The organism is Lachnoclostridium sp. An138 (genome assembly GCF_002160765.1).
In the GTDB taxonomy this organism is placed as follows: domain Bacteria; phylum Bacillota; class Clostridia; order Lachnospirales; family Lachnospiraceae; genus Laedolimicola; species Laedolimicola faecalis.
Genome location: NZ_NFLF01000012.1, coordinates 18,887 through 35,268 on the forward strand (window position 1 = coordinate 18,887; position 16,382 = coordinate 35,268).

20 protein-coding genes are annotated in these 16,382 nt (G+C 51.8%); 1 reads left to right on the forward strand and 19 read right to left on the reverse strand.

Annotated elements, in window-relative coordinates; translation table 11 throughout:
• Positions 1 to 4: 4 nt before the first annotated feature.
• From B5E82_RS10870 to B5E82_RS10955, 18 genes are all read right to left on the reverse strand, one after another.
• Entirely contained in the window at positions 5 to 553 is a 549-nt protein-coding gene (locus tag B5E82_RS10870) for a GNAT family N-acetyltransferase (protein WP_087307575.1), read from the reverse strand.
• Entirely contained in the window at positions 550 to 2,010 is a 1,461-nt protein-coding gene (gene gltX / locus B5E82_RS10875; RefSeq protein WP_087307576.1) for a glutamate--tRNA ligase, read from the reverse strand. The genes B5E82_RS10870 and gltX overlap by 4 nt, the downstream gene beginning before the upstream one ends.
• 112 nt (positions 2,011 to 2,122) lie before the next feature.
• Positions 2,123 to 2,551, reverse strand: a complete 429-nt coding sequence (locus B5E82_RS10880; protein ID WP_087307577.1) for an Rrf2 family transcriptional regulator — start codon at positions 2,549 to 2,551, stop codon at positions 2,123 to 2,125.
• Between the two features lie 217 nt (positions 2,552 to 2,768).
• Entirely contained in the window at positions 2,769 to 2,942 is a 174-nt protein-coding gene (locus B5E82_RS18130; RefSeq protein ID WP_162610764.1) for a hypothetical protein, read from the reverse strand.
• Positions 2,943 to 3,009: 67 nt separating this feature from the next.
• Positions 3,010 to 3,810 carry a protein-ADP-ribose hydrolase gene (locus B5E82_RS10890; RefSeq protein WP_087307579.1) on the reverse strand — a complete coding sequence of 267 codons (801 nt, stop codon included), beginning with the start codon at positions 3,808 to 3,810 and terminating at the stop codon, positions 3,010 to 3,012.
• A complete protein-coding gene (locus tag B5E82_RS10895; RefSeq protein ID WP_442911309.1) occupies positions 3,800 to 4,801 on the reverse strand; it encodes an SIR2 family NAD-dependent protein deacylase in 1,002 nt (333 codons plus the stop codon). The genes B5E82_RS10890 and B5E82_RS10895 overlap by 11 nt, the downstream gene beginning before the upstream one ends.
• Positions 4,776 to 4,967 carry a hypothetical protein gene (locus tag B5E82_RS10900; RefSeq protein WP_087307581.1) on the reverse strand — a complete coding sequence of 64 codons (192 nt, stop codon included), beginning with the start codon at positions 4,965 to 4,967 and terminating at the stop codon, positions 4,776 to 4,778. Before B5E82_RS10900 ends, B5E82_RS10895 begins: the two co-directional genes overlap by 26 nt.
• 180 nt (positions 4,968 to 5,147) lie before the next feature.
• Positions 5,148 to 5,777, reverse strand: a complete 630-nt coding sequence (locus B5E82_RS10905) for an SDR family oxidoreductase (RefSeq protein WP_087307582.1) — start codon at positions 5,775 to 5,777, stop codon at positions 5,148 to 5,150.
• Between the two features lie 280 nt (positions 5,778 to 6,057).
• On the reverse strand, positions 6,058 to 6,732 hold the full coding sequence (locus B5E82_RS10910) for a hypothetical protein (RefSeq protein WP_087307583.1): 675 nt from the start codon (positions 6,730 to 6,732) through the stop codon (positions 6,058 to 6,060).
• Between the two features lie 130 nt (positions 6,733 to 6,862).
• The gene (locus B5E82_RS10915) at positions 6,863 to 7,420 is read right to left on the reverse strand and encodes a TetR/AcrR family transcriptional regulator (RefSeq protein ID WP_087307584.1); all 558 of its coding nucleotides are present in this window, start codon (positions 7,418 to 7,420) and stop codon (positions 6,863 to 6,865) included.
• Between the two features lie 153 nt (positions 7,421 to 7,573).
• Positions 7,574 to 7,840 carry a hypothetical protein gene (locus B5E82_RS10920; RefSeq protein WP_087307585.1) on the reverse strand — a complete coding sequence of 89 codons (267 nt, stop codon included), beginning with the start codon at positions 7,838 to 7,840 and terminating at the stop codon, positions 7,574 to 7,576.
• A 143-nt stretch (positions 7,841 to 7,983) separates the two neighbouring features.
• Complete coding sequence (locus tag B5E82_RS10925) at positions 7,984 to 8,820, reverse strand: undecaprenyl-diphosphate phosphatase (protein ID WP_087307586.1); 837 nt, start codon at positions 8,818 to 8,820, stop codon at positions 7,984 to 7,986.
• Positions 8,821 to 9,056: 236 nt separating this feature from the next.
• A complete protein-coding gene (locus B5E82_RS10930) occupies positions 9,057 to 9,833 on the reverse strand; it encodes a flavodoxin (RefSeq protein WP_242966310.1) in 777 nt (258 codons plus the stop codon).
• Positions 9,834 to 9,869: 36 nt separating this feature from the next.
• Positions 9,870 to 10,370: a DUF4405 domain-containing protein gene (locus B5E82_RS10935; protein ID WP_087307587.1), complete on the reverse strand. Its 501-nt coding sequence runs from the start codon at positions 10,368 to 10,370 to the stop codon at positions 9,870 to 9,872.
• Between the two features lie 48 nt (positions 10,371 to 10,418).
• Positions 10,419 to 11,198 (reverse strand): EFR1 family ferrodoxin, encoded by a 780-nt coding sequence (locus B5E82_RS10940; RefSeq protein ID WP_087307588.1) that lies wholly within the window; start codon positions 11,196 to 11,198, stop codon positions 10,419 to 10,421.
• Positions 11,195 to 12,655: a cyclophilin-like fold protein gene (locus B5E82_RS10945; RefSeq protein ID WP_087307589.1), complete on the reverse strand. Its 1,461-nt coding sequence runs from the start codon at positions 12,653 to 12,655 to the stop codon at positions 11,195 to 11,197. The genes B5E82_RS10940 and B5E82_RS10945 overlap by 4 nt, the downstream gene beginning before the upstream one ends.
• 56 nt (positions 12,656 to 12,711) lie before the next feature.
• On the reverse strand, positions 12,712 to 13,335 hold the full coding sequence (locus tag B5E82_RS10950) for a flavodoxin (RefSeq protein WP_087307590.1): 624 nt from the start codon (positions 13,333 to 13,335) through the stop codon (positions 12,712 to 12,714).
• A gap of 10 nt (positions 13,336 to 13,345) precedes the next feature.
• Positions 13,346 to 14,491: an iron-containing alcohol dehydrogenase gene (locus B5E82_RS10955; RefSeq protein WP_087307591.1), complete on the reverse strand. Its 1,146-nt coding sequence runs from the start codon at positions 14,489 to 14,491 to the stop codon at positions 13,346 to 13,348.
• Between the two features lie 184 nt (positions 14,492 to 14,675).
• On the opposite strand from B5E82_RS10955, the gene B5E82_RS10960 reads away from it, so the two are divergent.
• On the forward strand, positions 14,676 to 15,086 hold the full coding sequence (locus B5E82_RS10960; RefSeq protein ID WP_330398340.1) for a MerR family transcriptional regulator: 411 nt from the start codon (positions 14,676 to 14,678) through the stop codon (positions 15,084 to 15,086).
• 382 nt (positions 15,087 to 15,468) lie between these two features.
• On the opposite strand, the gene B5E82_RS10965 is transcribed toward B5E82_RS10960, so the two are convergent.
• The gene (locus B5E82_RS10965; RefSeq protein ID WP_087307593.1) at positions 15,469 to 16,341 is read right to left on the reverse strand and encodes an EamA family transporter; all 873 of its coding nucleotides are present in this window, start codon (positions 16,339 to 16,341) and stop codon (positions 15,469 to 15,471) included.
• Between the last annotated feature and the right edge of the window lie 41 nt (positions 16,342 to 16,382).

Below are 16,382 nucleotides of genomic sequence, written 5' to 3' on the forward strand. Positions count from 1 at the left end.
TTTTTTACAGATTCCTTTCTTCCGCCCAGACGACTCTCTCCGGACAGTCCTTATGCTCCCCCAGAAACTTCTGCATCCAGGTCACATCCAGCCATTTTCCATGCTTGTACCCCGCCTTTTCAAAGACCGCAAAGGTCTCAAAGCCCAGTTTTCCATGGAATTCCAGGCTCTTTTCATTTTCTGAAGTAATGACCGCGTAGAGATTCAGCACGTGCATACGGCGGAGCTCTTCAAAAAGAGCCTCATACAGCTTTCTCCCCGCGCCTTTTCCTCTCTCTTCCCGGTCTACATAGATCGACACCTCCGCGCACCAGTCGTAAGCCGGGCGGATCATATAGGTATCCCCGTAGGCATAACCGATGATCCGGCCCTCTTTTTCACAGACCAGATAGGGATAACGCTTCTGAATCTTCTCTATGCGGGATGTAAATTCTTTCAGGGAAGGGACCTCATACTCGAAGGTAATCGTGGTGTCCGTCACATACGGACGATAGATTTCAAGAAGCCGGGAAGAGTCCCCCCTGGACGCTTCCCGGATGCTCAAATTACTCATGCTTTTTCATTCTCCAGCTTTTCGATAGCTGCCCGCAGACGCTTCAGGGACTCTTCTTTTCCCAGAACCTCCATCATTTCGGAGGCGCCGCAGGGCGTGGTCTGCTTTCCTGACATGGCAATCCGGATGGGCCAGAGCGCCTGTCCGTTCTTGCAGCCCTTTTCCTTCACATACTCCAGAAGACAGGCATACAGAGCGTCATTGCTGTAATCCTCCTGCTTTTCCAGAATCGGAAGCAGCTCTTTTAAAACTTCCAGAGAAGAATCTTCTGTAGTCTTCATTTTCTTATGGGTATAAAGAGCGCAGTCATATTCCGGAACCTTCTCGAAACAGTCGATCATGCCCTCGATATCCGGAAAGACCTCGATCCGGGTCTTTACCATCTCCGCCAGCTTTCTCGGATCACAGTCTCTTGTAACAACCTTCTTAATATAGGGAAGGGCCATCTCATAAAAGCGGTCAAAATCCATAGCTTTGATATACTCGCCATTCATCCATTTCAGCTTTGTATAGTCGAATACAGAGGGGGCCTTGCTGATATGGCGGTAATCAAAAGCCTTCACCAGCTCCTCCAGGCTGTAGATCTCCCGATCCTCCTCCGGGCTCCATCCCAGAAGGGCCACGAAATTGACAATGGCTTCCGGCAGAAAGCCCTGTTCAGTCAGATCCTCAAAAGAAGAATGGCCGCAGCGCTTGGAAAGCTTTTTGTGCTCCTCATCAGTGATCAGTGGACAGTGGATATAGACCGGAACCTCCCAGCCAAAGGCCTCGTAAAGCCGGTTATACTTGGGGGAAGAGGAAAGATACTCATTTCCCCGGACCACATGGGTAATTCCCATCAGATGGTCGTCCACCACGTTGGCGAAATTGTAGGTGGGATAGCCGTCGGACTTGATCAGAATCATATCGTCCAGCTCCGCATTGTCCACGGTAATATCCCCGTAAATCTCATCATGGAAAGTGGTCGTTCCCGTCGTCGGATTATTCTGGCGGATGACATAGGGCACGCCTGCCGCAAGCTTCTCCTCTACCTCCTCTTTACTCAGATGGAGACAGTGCTTGTCGTACATGACGATCTCCTTGCCGGCCACCTCAGTCTTCAGAGACTCCAGACGCTCCTTGTCACAGAAGCAGTAATAGGCCTCCCCTTTTTCAATCAGCTCTTTGGCATACTTCAGGTAGATTCCCGCAGCCTGCCGCTCGCTCTGCACATAAGGGCCCACGCCTCCGTCCTTGTCCGGGCCCTCGTCATGCTGAAGGCCCGCCTCCTGAAGGGTGCGGTAGATGATGTCCACAGCGCCCTCCACGTAGCGCTCCTGGTCGGTATCCTCAATACGGAGAATAAAATCTCCTCCCGCATGCTTTGCAATCAGATATGCATACAGCGCCGTTCTTAAATTTCCCACATGCATTCTTCCCGTGGGGCTCGGCGCAAATCTCGTTCTTACTTTCGCCATGATTATTCACTCCTGTTATTCTTTCAGACAGCTGCAGCATGCGGCTTTTCTTCGCATGCCGCACCTTGCCGCGTAGCAATTATATAACAAAGACCGGCTGTTTACAAGCTTCTCAGATATTTTTCTTCAAATCCGCCATCACATCGGCCATGGTCATTCCCTGCAGCTCCCGCTCCATGGCCTGCTGCACCTTCAGAAGCCTGCCGTCCAGGATTTTATGGATATTCCGGCCCACAGGGCAGTCCGGATTCGGGTTCTCATGAAAATGAAAGAGCGTATTCTCTTCAATGCATTCCACAGCCCGGTACACATCCAGAAAGGTGATTTCTTCCAGAGGCTTCGCAGGAGCGGCTCCTCCGGTTCCCCGCTTTACCTCGATGATTCCCGCTTCCTTCAGCTGGGACAGAATTCTCCGGATAATCACCGGATTCACATTGATACTGGCGGCCAGAAACTCGCTGGTCACCTTGTATTCATCCTTAAATGTCTCCATACAGGTCAGCATATGTATGGCTATCGTAAATCTGCTTGAAATCTGCATGGCTTCCTCCCTCCCGTTTTTTCTTCATTTTAACCGGTTTTTGATGTAATGTCAACGATTACAGGTGTCTTTTCCGATACCTGCCAGGCGTAGATAAGAGCCTTGCGTTTCTTGACCGGACAGCAGGCTGGCGGTGCATGTAAGTAAGAAAGAAAAGACATATAGAAACCCTGATACGGCTTCCATATGCCTTCCCTTTTTTCTGATATTTTCTTCTCTAACCTGAATCCACGTCTGCTGCCAGCATATTTTTACCGATAGGACTTTTCAAATATGGCGGCGCATTCCTCATGGGAAAGCGGAACCCGGTCACAGTCAAACAGTCCGCCGTCGTTGTGATGGCAATCGCTTTAGACGCCTCCATCACGGTGGATTTCAGCGGATTCGCCATAATCCTGTCATTAAGCCATTTAGGTAAAATCATTAACCTAAAATTTTATATCTTCTTTTACCCGCTCTCAGCATCCAGGCTCCTCCAGGAGTGTTTGATAAATGTGCAAATCCACATCCTTAAATACATTAAAGATCACCCGAATATCCTCTTTCCGGGTATCCAGAAAGGATGTCACCGTCCGGACCGCAATCTCAGCTGCCTTATCATTGGGAAAATGAAATACTCCGGTGGAAATGCAGCAGAAAGCAATGCTCCGGCAGCCATTCTCCACAGCCAGTTCCAGGCATGATTGATAACAGCGTGCCAGGAGATCGCAGTCACTCTTCTGCAGAGGCCCCGAGATGATCGGCCCAACCGTATGCAGCACGTATTTGCAGGGAAGATTGTAGGCAGGCGTTATCTTTGCCTTTCCGGTCTCTTCCTCATGTCCCTGGGCTTCCATCAGTTCATTGCACTTTATCCGGAGCTGGACGCCAGAAAGTGAGTGAATGATGTTATCGATGCAGGAATGGCAGGGCTGCCAGCACCCGAGAAGGGCGCTGTTGGCCGCATTTACGATGGCGTCGCAGTGAAGTCTTGTGATATCTCCCTGCCAGAGGGAGATTCTGGCATCTTTTCGGACTGGGGGCAGCGATTCTCCGTCCACGATGCCTCTCTCCCGTATCATTTCCGTGAGATATTCGTCCTGAACCCTCAGAAATTCCTCCGACGCCGGATAGGGCGGCCGTACATTGAACAGGGAACGCAAGAGCCTCCACTGCTCTTTCTCCCCGTTCGGAACCGCAAGCTCCCGGTACTGGGGCATTTCCTTCTGAAGCTGCCGGATCAGCCAGATTCTTCTTTCTTCCTGGGTTTTATTCTTCATCCTTTTCACCCGCCTTTTCTATGCTTAAACCTTCCTTTTCTTCTACCCCGCCTGCTTCTCTTCGAATATCCTCCAGGCTTCTGGCAATATCGTCGTTGATACCCACGGCACGGCTGCCAAAACTCTCCGGCACGACCGCCTCATCCAGATTCAGGCGGATCAGCGCCCAGTCCCGGTTCTCCCGCACCATCTGTTCAAACGGAAAACGGATAATCGTCGGCGTGTTAAAGCCCACGCCCAGCTCCAGGAGAACTACTTTGTCTGTCTTGTGCTCTTTTAAGAACGCGCCGTAGCGGGCCGCCGCTTCATTCCAGTGCTCATCCTCCACAAAATACTGGTCACAGCGCAGGTGCATCGCCATCTTTCCTCCGCAGACCGGACAGCGGGGAACAAGCTCTGTGGGAACCAGGCAGTCTTTCCGCGTCAGATTCATCCGGTGAAACAGTCCGGTTCCGTCATAGACCTTATCGTGACAGCCTCTTGCGCACTGGATCTCCCCGTAATCTCCCTGGGTAGCAAAAATATTTTCATCCGCAAACCCTGCTTTCCAGAACTGGTGATCCACATTGGTCGTCAGAACAAAATGCGGCTTTTCCTTCACAAGCTCAAAAACCGTCTGATAAAGGGGCATGGCAGGAGGCTCTACCCGGTTCAGCCAGGCATGCTTTGACCAGTATCCCCACTTTGCCTCCTCGGAGGGGAACGGATAGAAACCCGCGCTGTACATATCTGTCATATAGGCGGAACCGTATTTCTCAATAAACTCACGGAAATTGTCTGTAAACCGCTTTCCTCCGTAGTTCAGTCCTGCTGCCGTCGAAAGCCCTGCTCCGGCTCCGATCAGGACCGCGTCCGCCCTCTCCAGAAGCTGTGCCGCTTCCCGGATCTGCTGCTCATAGGGTGCGCTCTGAAATACATAATCTCTCGCAGGCACGCCGTTTAAAAACTGCGAAAAATCTACTTTTTTACTCTTCTTTTCTCTGCTTAATATCTGGATTGCCATGGTCTCTGTCTTCCTTCTTCTGCTCTCTGCCCAGGGTGAAGGTGTCCCGGTAAATGGGTGTTACCGATAAATCAAAGTATTCGCCGCTTCCCTCTGCCACGCGGAACACCTCCAGCGCCGTCCGGCTCTCCTCCTGCGGATAGATTTCTGCCATGTAGGGATTCTCCCTGGAAGACCTCCTCCAGCTTCTCAGAGCCGATGCAGACTGCCTTTCCCCGGATGGGAACCGCCCCGCCCTGTTTCTTTTCTGTTTCTTCTGTTCTTTTATGTTTTCTGATTTACTTCTATTTTCTGTTTATTTTACATCTTTTTGGGTCTGTCTTACAAGCCAGCTTTATTTTCTTACCACGCTGATTCTTTCCTGAATGTGGTTTCCGCTGGTCATCTCATCTACTACTGCAATGGCGTAGTCCGCATAGCTGATGACGCTCTCGCCCTTCTCATTCAGTGTCAGTTCCTCACCGCCGAGAATATAGGAGCCGGTTCTTTCTCCTTCTGCCTGGAAATCACCGGCCGGGCTGATGTAGGTCCAGCGCACATCCTTTCTCTCCCGGAGCTCCTCCAGGGATTTTGCCTGGGACGCAGCAAGAGGTTTGAAGGCTTCCGGAAAATCTGCCCCGTCCATCAAATAGCTTGTATGCTCCGGATTCAAATAGAGGCTTCCTGCTCCGCCGACTACCAGAAGTCTCGTCTCTGTCCCGGAAAGAATATCACAGAGATGCTTCAGAGAAGTGCAGTGCTGCGGGATCGTCTCCTTCGTCCATGCGCCGAAGGCATCTACAACCACATCGAACTGTTCCAGGTCTTCCGCTGTCAGATCAAACAAATCTTTGCGGATCACCTTCTGAGCCGCGCTCTGGTTCTCTCCTCTTACTATGGCGGTCACATCCAGACCTCTTTCCACTGCTTCCTTTACAATCAGCTTCCCTGCTTTTCCGTTTGCACAAACAACTGCTGTTTTCATGATAGTTCCTCCTCTTTTTTGTTGTAATTTCTTTTGTTACATCTTACACCGTTAAAATATCACATTTCAGTTGTAATGTCAATAGTTACATTTATTTTTTTATTTTCTACCTTTTACTCTGCCCAGCCAAAAGAGCCGGATGCAGAACACTGAATCGCCCCCCGGCGCAAAGACAGCAGGACGGCGCCAAAAGAGCCTGTCCCTTATACCCAAGGAACAGGCTCCATGCCGTTACTTTCTATTTTGTGCCGGAAGCACCTTTTCAAAAAATATTTCTGGCTTACTTCTCCTGTCCGCATTCCCGTTTCATGGCAGAATATCCGATCAGCACTGTCCACACATAAGCGCAGGTCTTGGGAATCATCAGCATTCCAATCATGGGAACGGCATCCGCCCACAGCACCACCGGGATGTAGAAGCCAAAACTCAGCACGATAGTCAGCCACATCCACCGGAAAGCCCTGTCCTTCTGTTCCTTTGCGCTGCGGTAAAACAGGAGAATCACCAAAAGCCCCAGGAGCGCAAAGGGGATATTGCGGTAAATGCCCCAGGAAAGGGGCGCTTCCGCGCTGAGCCACTGATTCTGGGGCAGCAGACACAGCAGGATGCGCAGACCCGCCAGTCCGTACACGGCTGCCGTAAGGCCTTTCCGTCCCTGTACCTGATAGCGCAGCCGCCACACATAATACAGTAGCACGTAGAAAATCGTCATGGTAACCGAAGTAATCAGCTTTCCGATTCCCAGGGCCGCCGTATAATGGTCCAGCCCGGTCGTGCAGAGCGCCAGCGCACGCGGAACCAGATGGAAGGCGTCTCCTGCTCCCAGCACCACCGCCATACAGCCGAACAGCCGGAACTGGCGCTCTCCTTTGCATCTTCGAATCATTACAATTCCAATCGTAATGACTGAAATCAGATAAACGGTATCAAAAAGTGTTTCCATTACTGTCTGCATATGTTATCTCTCCTTTATTTCTGTTTTCAAGGCAAATCTCAACAAAGGCAGAGTCTGTTCTCAGAAATCTGCCCTTTCTGAACAATGTTCATTTTTCGGCGAAAAAAATTTCCACGCATCCATGGAAATTTTAATAAAGAGTCCTGCGGATAATCTCCAGCACAGGTGCAGGGTCATAATCCTCTTTCAGCAGAGCAGAAAGCATCAGGGAAAACAGCACGTCCGCAAACGCTTCCACTGTAAACTGCTCCCTAAAGGCATCCGGCCGAATCCTGGCGTCCTGCCTTAAGACAGCGCAGAGTTCTTCCTGAATATGCCGCCAGGCCCACTGCATCCGCTGCTTTCCTGCAGCCTTATCTCCCTGCAGAAATCCCAGAGAGTGCAGAGTGAAAAAACCCGGATACTGCCTGCAGCCATATGCCATTCTCTCATACATCCATGCCATGCAGGCCTGGGTATCCTGAAATACAGCCCTGTCCTCCGGCCGGTGAAAGATCTCAAACCAGACACTTTCCACTGCGGCTCCCATCAGATCTGCTTTGGATTCAAAATAATTGTATATCGAACCTACCGATACTCCACAGGCCGCCGCCACAGAGCGGATACTGACTGCGGACCACCCCTGCTGCCGGATCAGCTCCCGGCTGGTTTTCAGAATTTCTTCCTTTGATGTCACAACGGTATTCATCTCATCACCTCAATATGAACATTGTTCATTATAATGAAGCCCCGCCGTCCTGTCAAGAGCTTTTTCCGTGCCGCCACCCTGACGCCAAGACAGCAGGAGACACCGTCTTATCAGGCGCTTCCTGGTGTCTTTCCAGCTTTCCGCCGTTCTTCTTTATTTATTCTCTTCCTTTGACTTGGCCAGTCTGGCTTTGGCTTCCTCTACGGATTCCCCTTCCTTTGTAAAAAATTTGTCTATAAAGGTATCTGATACCTTTGTGAAGCTGTCCACAGCTCCTTTCTCGATCTTTTTATAGCCGTTTACCGCTCCATCCTCGATTATCTTGTAGCCGCCCACGACGCCTTCTTCTATTTTCTTATAGCCGTCTACGACTTTCTCCGCGATTTTCTCATTTGTCTCCACAATTTCTGAAGCTGACATTTTTTTCCTCCTTAATACGATGCTGTTTTTCTTTCACTTGACGATGCCAGTATAGGCCCCCTGTGTTGACAAATCGTTTTTGTTTTGTTTCTGAAATATTAATTCGCACAGAAATGAAGCGATAAAAGCTGTAAAACAGCTTCTTACAGGCTGCTTATCAAACCGGCCCCGTTCAGAAGCAGAATGAGGCCTCCCAGAACAATCCGGTACCAGCCGAACACCTGAAAATCATGCTTCCGGATATACCCCAGCAGAGCATGGATGACTGCCAGAGACACCAGAAAAGCAGCCGCCATTCCGGCCAGCAGAATCAGAAGCTCCATCTGCGTAAACTGAAATCCATACTGCAGCATCCTCAAGAAACTTGCGCCAAACATAACCGGCACTGCCAGATAGAAGGTAAACTCCGAAGCCGCCTTCCGGGAGACTCCAAGAATCAGAGCTCCCACGATCGTGGCGCCGGAGCGGGAGGTCCCGGGAAATACCGCTGCCAGAAGCTGAAAACAGCCGATGATCAGCACAGCCGGAACCGTCAGATCATCGATGGTCTTCATCACCGGCTCTCTTCCTCTGTTCCACCTCTCAATCACAATCATGGCGATTCCGAACACGATCAACGCAGCGGCCACCGGAACCGGATGATAAAACAGCGCTTCAAAGACACTGTCAAACAGGACTCCGACTATGGCTGCCGGAATACAGGCCAGGCAGATTTTTCCCCACAGAATCAATATCTTTTTTTCCAGCACAGGCTTTCCGCCCGCTCCGGTCCGTAAGGGAAAAAGCTTTTTCCAGTACAGCACTGCGACCGCCAGGACAGCCACCAGCTGGACAGCCACCAGAAACACACTGACGAAATCCGCAGACTCATTCAGACTGACAAATTCATTCAGAAGAATCATATGTCCGGTGCTGCTGATGGGCAGCCACTCCGTAAGTCCTTCCACAATTCCAAATAATAACGCCTTTAACAGCTCCATATTGCTCTCTCCTTTGACCTCTGATTTTTTCCTGTCTCACTGATAGTACCCGTAAAAGCTAACGGAACCGAATAGAAAGATTAAATTTTTTCGAAACAAATTCTTAACTGCCCGCTTAAAAAAGAGTATCCGCAAATCCTCTTCCGGGCTTTCGGATACTCTTTTTAAAGCTTTCCTGTGTTTTCTTATCTCTTATTTTCTTAATTTCTCATATTAAGTTGGCAAAAGCACCTTCATCAGAATCCAAGGCCGGCAAGCCAGGGCTCAATTTCCTCCTTGTTGTTTGCCGTCAATCCCTCCGCAAGTTCTGCGTCCGGAGCCAGCTCCTCAAAAATATGAAGGCTGTTGTCGATGGAATCGCTGGCGCTGGTACAGAAGGGAACAATGGTCTTCCCACTGAAATCATAAGACTCCAGGAAGGTGTAAAGAGGCATCGGCAAGTCTGCGTTCCAGTTGGGATAGCCCAGGAAAATCGTATCATAATCATCCAGATTTTCTATCTGCGTGGCCAGCTCCGGCCTTGCATTGTCTGCTTTCTCATTGTAGGCAAACTCCAGAAGGGGATCATGGCTTCCTGGATACTCCTGAACAGTCTCAATCGCAAACAGATCGCCGCCTGTCTCCTGCTGAATCAGCTGCGCCACATACTCCGTATTTCCAAACACCTGTCCATCTGCCACCACACGGCTTGCTCCCGATACCGCGTCCGTTCCGTCAGTCTCCGGCACCGTAAAGTACGCAATCAGAATATTGCTTCCTGTCTCGTCTGACACAGCTGTGCTGCCTGAAGCTTCTGTCTCACTTCCGGCCGCATCCGCGGCCCCTGTACCGCTTCCGGCTGTATCTGCCGTATCATCCGCTCCGGCGTCTGCCTGGGTATCTTCCCCGGTATCTGTCTGAGTCTGCGCGTCGGCAGAGGAGTCCGCCTGGCCTGAAGCGCTCTGGCTCCCGCATGCGGCCAGAGATAAGGCCATTGTCATACAGAGAATCATGGATACTGCTTTCTTCTTCATAAATCAATCTGCTCCTTTCAATCACTTTCTTCTTTTTTATTTTCCTGTCCCGGCGCCCTTTCGCAGCGCTGCCGCCGCGCTCTTTTCCGCAGAGCCTTTCCCCGCCCCGGCCTTTGTCTTTCCCCAGAAAGGCAGGCGGATGTGCATGCCACCGTGCACAGAGACCAGAATCGTTCCCCAGGAACCGGCCGCCACATGAAACGGGCGGATGAGATAAGCCTCTCTCATGCCCAAAAGCGGGGCGAAAATATCCTGGGAGAGATAGATTCCCGTGCCCATGGCTGCCAGCATACTGACAAGCGTCAGAAGATTCACCGCCGTCAGCATGCTCCGGTATCCGGCGTATCTTCCTTTCAGAAGCGCCCGATACCATCTGCGGTTCATGATGTTGTGGCCGAGGAACAGCAGTAAAAGCAGTATGCCTGCCAGCTCATGAAACAGATTTCCTGTGGCCTGGTAGCTCATAACCAGGATCATCAGAACAGTCATGCCCAAATCCAGGGTTCTTCGGCTTTTCTTTCCCGTCAGTCTTCCCATGTATTCCGCCCTCCATCTTTATCCACTGCCAGTCTGCCGCGAAACATTTTACTCACCCCGTTCTTTTGTCCGGCAGTTCGCCTCCACAAGATCCTTCAGAGATATATGCTCATTCCGGTATCTTGCGCTGGGGTTTTTCTCCGGTACGGTCAGCCCGATGGCCTTCTGGGGACAGCTGTGAACGCAGGCCAGACAGGTCTCACATGTTCCCGGCACATGCACGGCCCGGCCCTTCTCCATGCGGATAGAACCGGACGGACAGACGCGGACGCAGATGCCGCAGCCCACGCAGCCCTCTCCGACCCGGATCAGATGCTGCCATGCGTCCGCCGGAAGCTTAGTCATTCCCACCAGGAACTGCTGATGTGCCGCGCGATCCGTATCCGTCACTTTTGCAATTCCCCGTTTCCGGCTGTCAATGTCTGCTCTGATGGCCGCCAGCTGCTCCTCCACTTTTTTGTCCAGCTTCATCTGCTCATCCATATCAAAGGACGGCAGCCAGTTATCCACCATCAGAAGCACATTAATATAGGATGGCCAGATTCCGCACTTCTCGCAGAGCTCCGCAGCCAGCTCTGCCGCGCCGCCATGCCTGTTCCCATAGGTCAGCACCATGTAAAAATAGTCCGTATGAAAGGTTTCCTTTTTCAGAAACTCCCGCACCATCGACGGAACCTCATGCCCGTATACCGGGCAGACAATTCCGATTTTATCCGCCTCAAAGGTCATAGGCTCCTTGTCTATGATCTGAGGAATACTGACCAGCTCCTCCTCCAGATATCTTGCCGCGTATAGACTGTTTCCTGTCCCTGTAAAATAAAAAATCATTCTTCGTTCTCTCCTTCCACTGCTTCCAGACGTACGGTTCCGGAGGTGTCTGCCATTCTCTCGGCCCCTTCCACGGCTTTTCCCATGGGAATCACCGGAACGATGGTCTGGTCATAGATATCGTCATAAAAGATTGCCAGGTCCGGCCCCGCCGCCCAATATCCAAAGTCCCCGATTTCATAGTTTCTTGTGGTCGGTTCGTTTGTGGAAAGGGGAGACGGCAGCGTCATACCCTTTGCAAAATTATTTCTTTCTATCAGCTCCATTTCCAAAGGCAGCTTCTGATACAGATCCAGAGCGGCCGCGGAATCATTCAGCGTAATCAGTACCTCCACATCTCCCGCTGTCATCCGGATCTGCTTTCCCTCCGCACTGGTGATGGCATCCGCACTTCCTGCTGCATCCCCAGAGGCCGCGCCTGTATTCCCGGCAGGATCTGCAGAGCCTGTGGAAGCTGTGGTTCTGGCACCCTCCAGGTAATCCAGCATATAGTCGATGGCTTCTTCCGCGTCCGCTCCGGAAAATCCGTGTCCGCCTCCATCTATCACTTTCAGTTCTGCCGAAGGATAGACCTCAAGGGCCCGTTCCGAATAGGAAAGGGGAACGATGCTGTCCGCGTCTCCGTGAATCAGAAGCACATCTCTTCCGTAGTTTCCAATATCCTCATAAATATCATATCCTATCAACGGCTCAAAATAGGCGCGCCCCACATCCATCCACATAAAATGGTATGTGTCCGGTATCTCATCGACGCTCCGGAACAGACGATTGGCCTCGTCCGCCAGCACAAAAGCCGGATACAGCAGAACCATGCCCCGGATCTCCTCCTCATGGGCCGCCCCTGCCAGAGCGGAGACTGCGCCTCCCTGGCTGGTTCCCATCAGAAACAGATTGCTGCTGTCCACAAACGCAAGCCCCTGCATCATCCGGATGACGGCCTCCAGATCCGCCTGTTCCGTAAAGACGGACATCTCAAGGGTGGAGCCATCGCTCCGGCTTCCGGGCGATCCGCCGCAGAAATCAAAGCAGTACACCACATATCCCTTTTCCGCCAGTGCCTGCGCATACTGGGCTCCCACCCGGTAATTGCCGCCGTATCCGTGGGAAAAGATGACCGCCGGCATCTGTTCTCCCGCATCCCGCGGAATGTAAATCACGCCATAGATCCGATTGCCGTCACGCTCCGCCCAGAGCTCCTGCGTCTCATACGCATACACTGTTTCCGTACCTGCAGCGCCTCCTTCTGAAGCGGAGCCTGCTGCTCCGCCATCCCGCGCGCTGTCAGACGGGGAACCGCTATCCTGTGTTCCGCCGCTCTGCACTGCTTCACCATTCTGCGTTCCTTCACTGCTCTGCGTTCCGCCCTGCGGCGCTTCCGCGCCGCCTCTTGCCCTCCCGCAGGCTGCAAGCGAAAGGGAAAGCAGAACCGCCAGCGCAATATTCACTGTTTTTTTCATGTATTCTCCTTTTTATCGGCTGCTTACCAGCTGCGGCGCAGATGCGCACGCTGCTCTTACAGATTCAGGTCCAGCTCTTCCAGCCAGCCTTCTATCTCACCAGTGCTGCTGATGCGGTTTTCCCCGTACACGGCCAGCCCCTCGCAGGACTGCAGGAAAGTCGGCATGGTCTCGCTGATGTCGCTTCCTCCGCTGGTACAGAAGGGAACCACCAGCTTTCCGGCCAGGTCATAGCTTTCCAGAAAGGTATTCACAGGAGCCGGCGTGGCATGAAACCATACCGGATAGCCCACAAATACAATGTCGTAATCCTCCATGTTTTCTACGGTCCCGGCAAGCTCCGGCCGGGAATTCCTGCGAATCTCCATATTGGACTGCATATATACATTGGAATAGGCTTCCTTTGGCGCAATCTCATACAGATCCGCGCCGGTCTGGCTGCTCAAAGCCTCCGCTGCCCTCCGGGTCGTTCCCGAATAGGAGAAATACGCCACCAGAACCCGCTTTCCCTCCTTTGCGGCTATCTCATCTTTCAGCTGTTCCGTTTCCGCTTCGCCCAGAGATCTGTCGGGCAGCCGCCGGAACATGGCCGGATAGCGGAAAATGTTGTATGCTGTCAAAAGCGCAAGAAGAATGATAATCACCATAATCACTGTAATCAGGCCTCTTTTCTGCTTCATGGCGTCTCCCTTACATGCATTCCATCAGGATCTCATAGATTTCGTCCCGAGCAAGCTCACGCGGTCCGCATTTGATGATATTGCTGGTGTCCGCCACCTTCCGGAGAAGCTCCGGCGTGATTTCCACCTTTGTTCTCAGCTCTGTCAGCTTCGTGGGAAGGCCGCATTCCCGGATAAAGGCCGCCAGCGCCTCGACGCCTTCCTCTGCCGTCTCCTCGCCAAAGACCTCCCAGGCAAACCGTGTGAATTTCTCTTCCGCGTCTTTCATAATATGGCGGTAGTAGGCCGGATGAATCACCGCCAGTCCCTGGCCGTGGTTGCAGTCTGTGTACGCGCCAAGCTGATGCTCAATCTGGTGCGCCTGGAAGTCCGTCAGGCGTCCCACCTTCAGGATTCCGTTTTCCGCCATGGCGGAATCCCACATAAGATTTCCTCTCGCCTGCATATCGTCGATATTTTTCAGAAGGCGGTGCATATTGACCACCGTATTGCGCATGATGGCCAGAGCCACATCATCCGATACATTGTCCTGATCGGAATTTCCAAAGTAAGTCTCCATGGCATGGCTTAAGGTGTCGAAAGCGCCGGAAAGCACCTGCATTCTGGGGACAGAGGCCGTGTACGCCGGGTCAAGCACTGCAAACCGGGCTGCTGTTCCCACGATGGGACCCTTCCAGTTCTTATCTTCGCAGGTAATGACTGCGCCTGAATTCATCTCCGCGCCGGTTCCCGAAGCCGTAACCACCACGCCCATGGGAATGCCTGCGGCCGGGAACTGTCCTTTCTGATATTCCATGCTCCAGATGTCCTCCTCCAGCACAGTCTGGGCGGAAACCACTTTACAGCAGTCTGCTACGCTCCCTCCTCCCACAGCCAGAATGAAATCCACGCTCTTCTCTCTTGCCAGGGCCGCGCCCTCCTGCACCTTGGCATAAGTCGGATTGGACATAATTCCTGAAAAGTCCACAATCTCCTTTCCCGCTTCTTTTAAAAGTCCGGTAATCTCATCATAGATGCCGTTGGTTTTCACTGAACCGCCGCCATAGGCCAGCATCACTGTCTTTCCGACATTCCCGAGCTCCGCCTTCAATGCCTTTGCGGCTGCCCCTTCTCCAAAATAGACCTTTGTAGGATAAGTAAATGTAAATTCGTTCATGATAAGTTCCTCCTTCTTCTTTCCTTCTTGTCCGGCATCAATCTGCCGCCTTTGCTTTCCTTTTCCGCCGCTCTTTTTGCGGTTTTTCCTGTAAAACAGGACCTTTTTCTTCTTTACACAGAGATTGTATCAACCGGTTGTAACCACCGATCAGGGGATTTGTCTGAACTGAAATGGAGGGTAAATGATGTACACAATGATGCAGGTATGCAAAGAAACCGATATGACCTACCAGGCCCTGAAGTTTTACTTCAACGAGGGCCTGATTCCCAATGTAAAGAGGGATAAAAATAACCGGAGAGTCTTTGATGAACGGGATGTAAAATGGATCAAAGACCTGGTCTGCCTGAAAAAATGCGGCATGAGCATCCAGGAAATGAAGGACTATCTGGCACTGTGTCTTCAGGGACAGTCTACGATTCCCCAGCGTCAGAAAATGCTTGATAAAAAAAGAGAAGCCCTGCTTACCTCTATGGAGGAGCTGAAGGGCTGTGTGAATTACATTGACTGGAAACAGAATTTTTACAATGATGTGCTGTCCGGAAAGCGCCCCTATGTGAGCAATCTGATTCCCGCGGAGGATCAGTCTGCATAAGCAGTCTTAGTTCCGTAAGGAGCGGAACCGGAGCCTTGAAGAGGCAGCGAGTACGCATGTGGTCGGGTGACTGTGAATAGTAACCTTTTTAGAGCAGTTGTCAATTGTTTTCCAAAAATTAATTGACAATCCTGTATGTATCACTTAAAATAGATGTACAATAAATCCAGTAGTGTCACTACTGAACGGGCTGGTCGAAAGGCCCTGGTCCACCGAGCGGCGGGGAATTTCCCCGCCATTTTTTCTAAACTCCAAAATTTTCCTTGTTAAAATTTTGTATGCTGTCATTTTGCACTCAATGGCCGTAATCGTTTTACGATACCCTGTATCTTCTTTTCCAGATGGTGCGTCAAACCCCCGGCCACGATTCGCAGGCTTTTCTTCACAGCAGCGCCATAGCTGCGGTTCCCACGGTCAGAAGCGCAAGGCCGGCGGCCGCTCTTCTGCTCAGTTTCTCCCCAAACACAAAATAGGAAAATACCACGGTAACCAGCACGCTCAGCTTGTCTACAGGCGCTACCACGCTGGCGGGCCCGTCCTGAAGCGCCCGGTAATAGCACAGCCAGGAGGCTCCTGTGGCCACGCCGGACAGACAGATAAAGCCCAGCTCCCGGCGGGAAATGTTTTGGACCTCGCCGCCCTTTTTCTGAATGGCCACCATGAGCCAGGCCATCACCAGCACCACGCAGGTGCGGATCGCGGTTCCCAGATTGGACTCCACGCCGGAAATTCCTATCTTGCCGAGAATCGAGGTCAGGCTGGCGAAAAAGGCCGAACCGGCCGCATAGAGAAACCAGCTGTATGTTCCGCTCCCTTCCGCCGTCTCTCCTTTGGCATCCTTTTTCTCGATCATCAGAAAAATTCCCGCCGCGATCACGAGAACCGCCGCTGCTTTCGGCAGGGAGATACCCTCTCCGAGAAAAATAAGCGCCAGCAGAATCGTAAGAGCCGTGCTGGACTTATCCACAGGCACCACCTTGTTGATATCGCCGATCTGAAGGGCCCTGAAATAGCACAGCCAGGAAGCTCCTGTGGCCGCACCGGACAAAATCAGAAACAGCAGGGTATATCCGCTGATGGACCCCAGCTGATCCCAGGAGCCCGCCGCCAGAACCATTATCCAGGAAAAAATCAATACTATAACTGTACGCACAGCCGTCGCAACCGTAGAATCCGTGTTTCGTATCCCGCATTTTGCCAGAATCGAGGTGATGCCGGCAAAAAAAGCGGAGCCTGCGGCATAAAGGAGCCACATGTCAAATTCCCTCTTTCTCTCAGTCCAGTTTTATTCCCGCA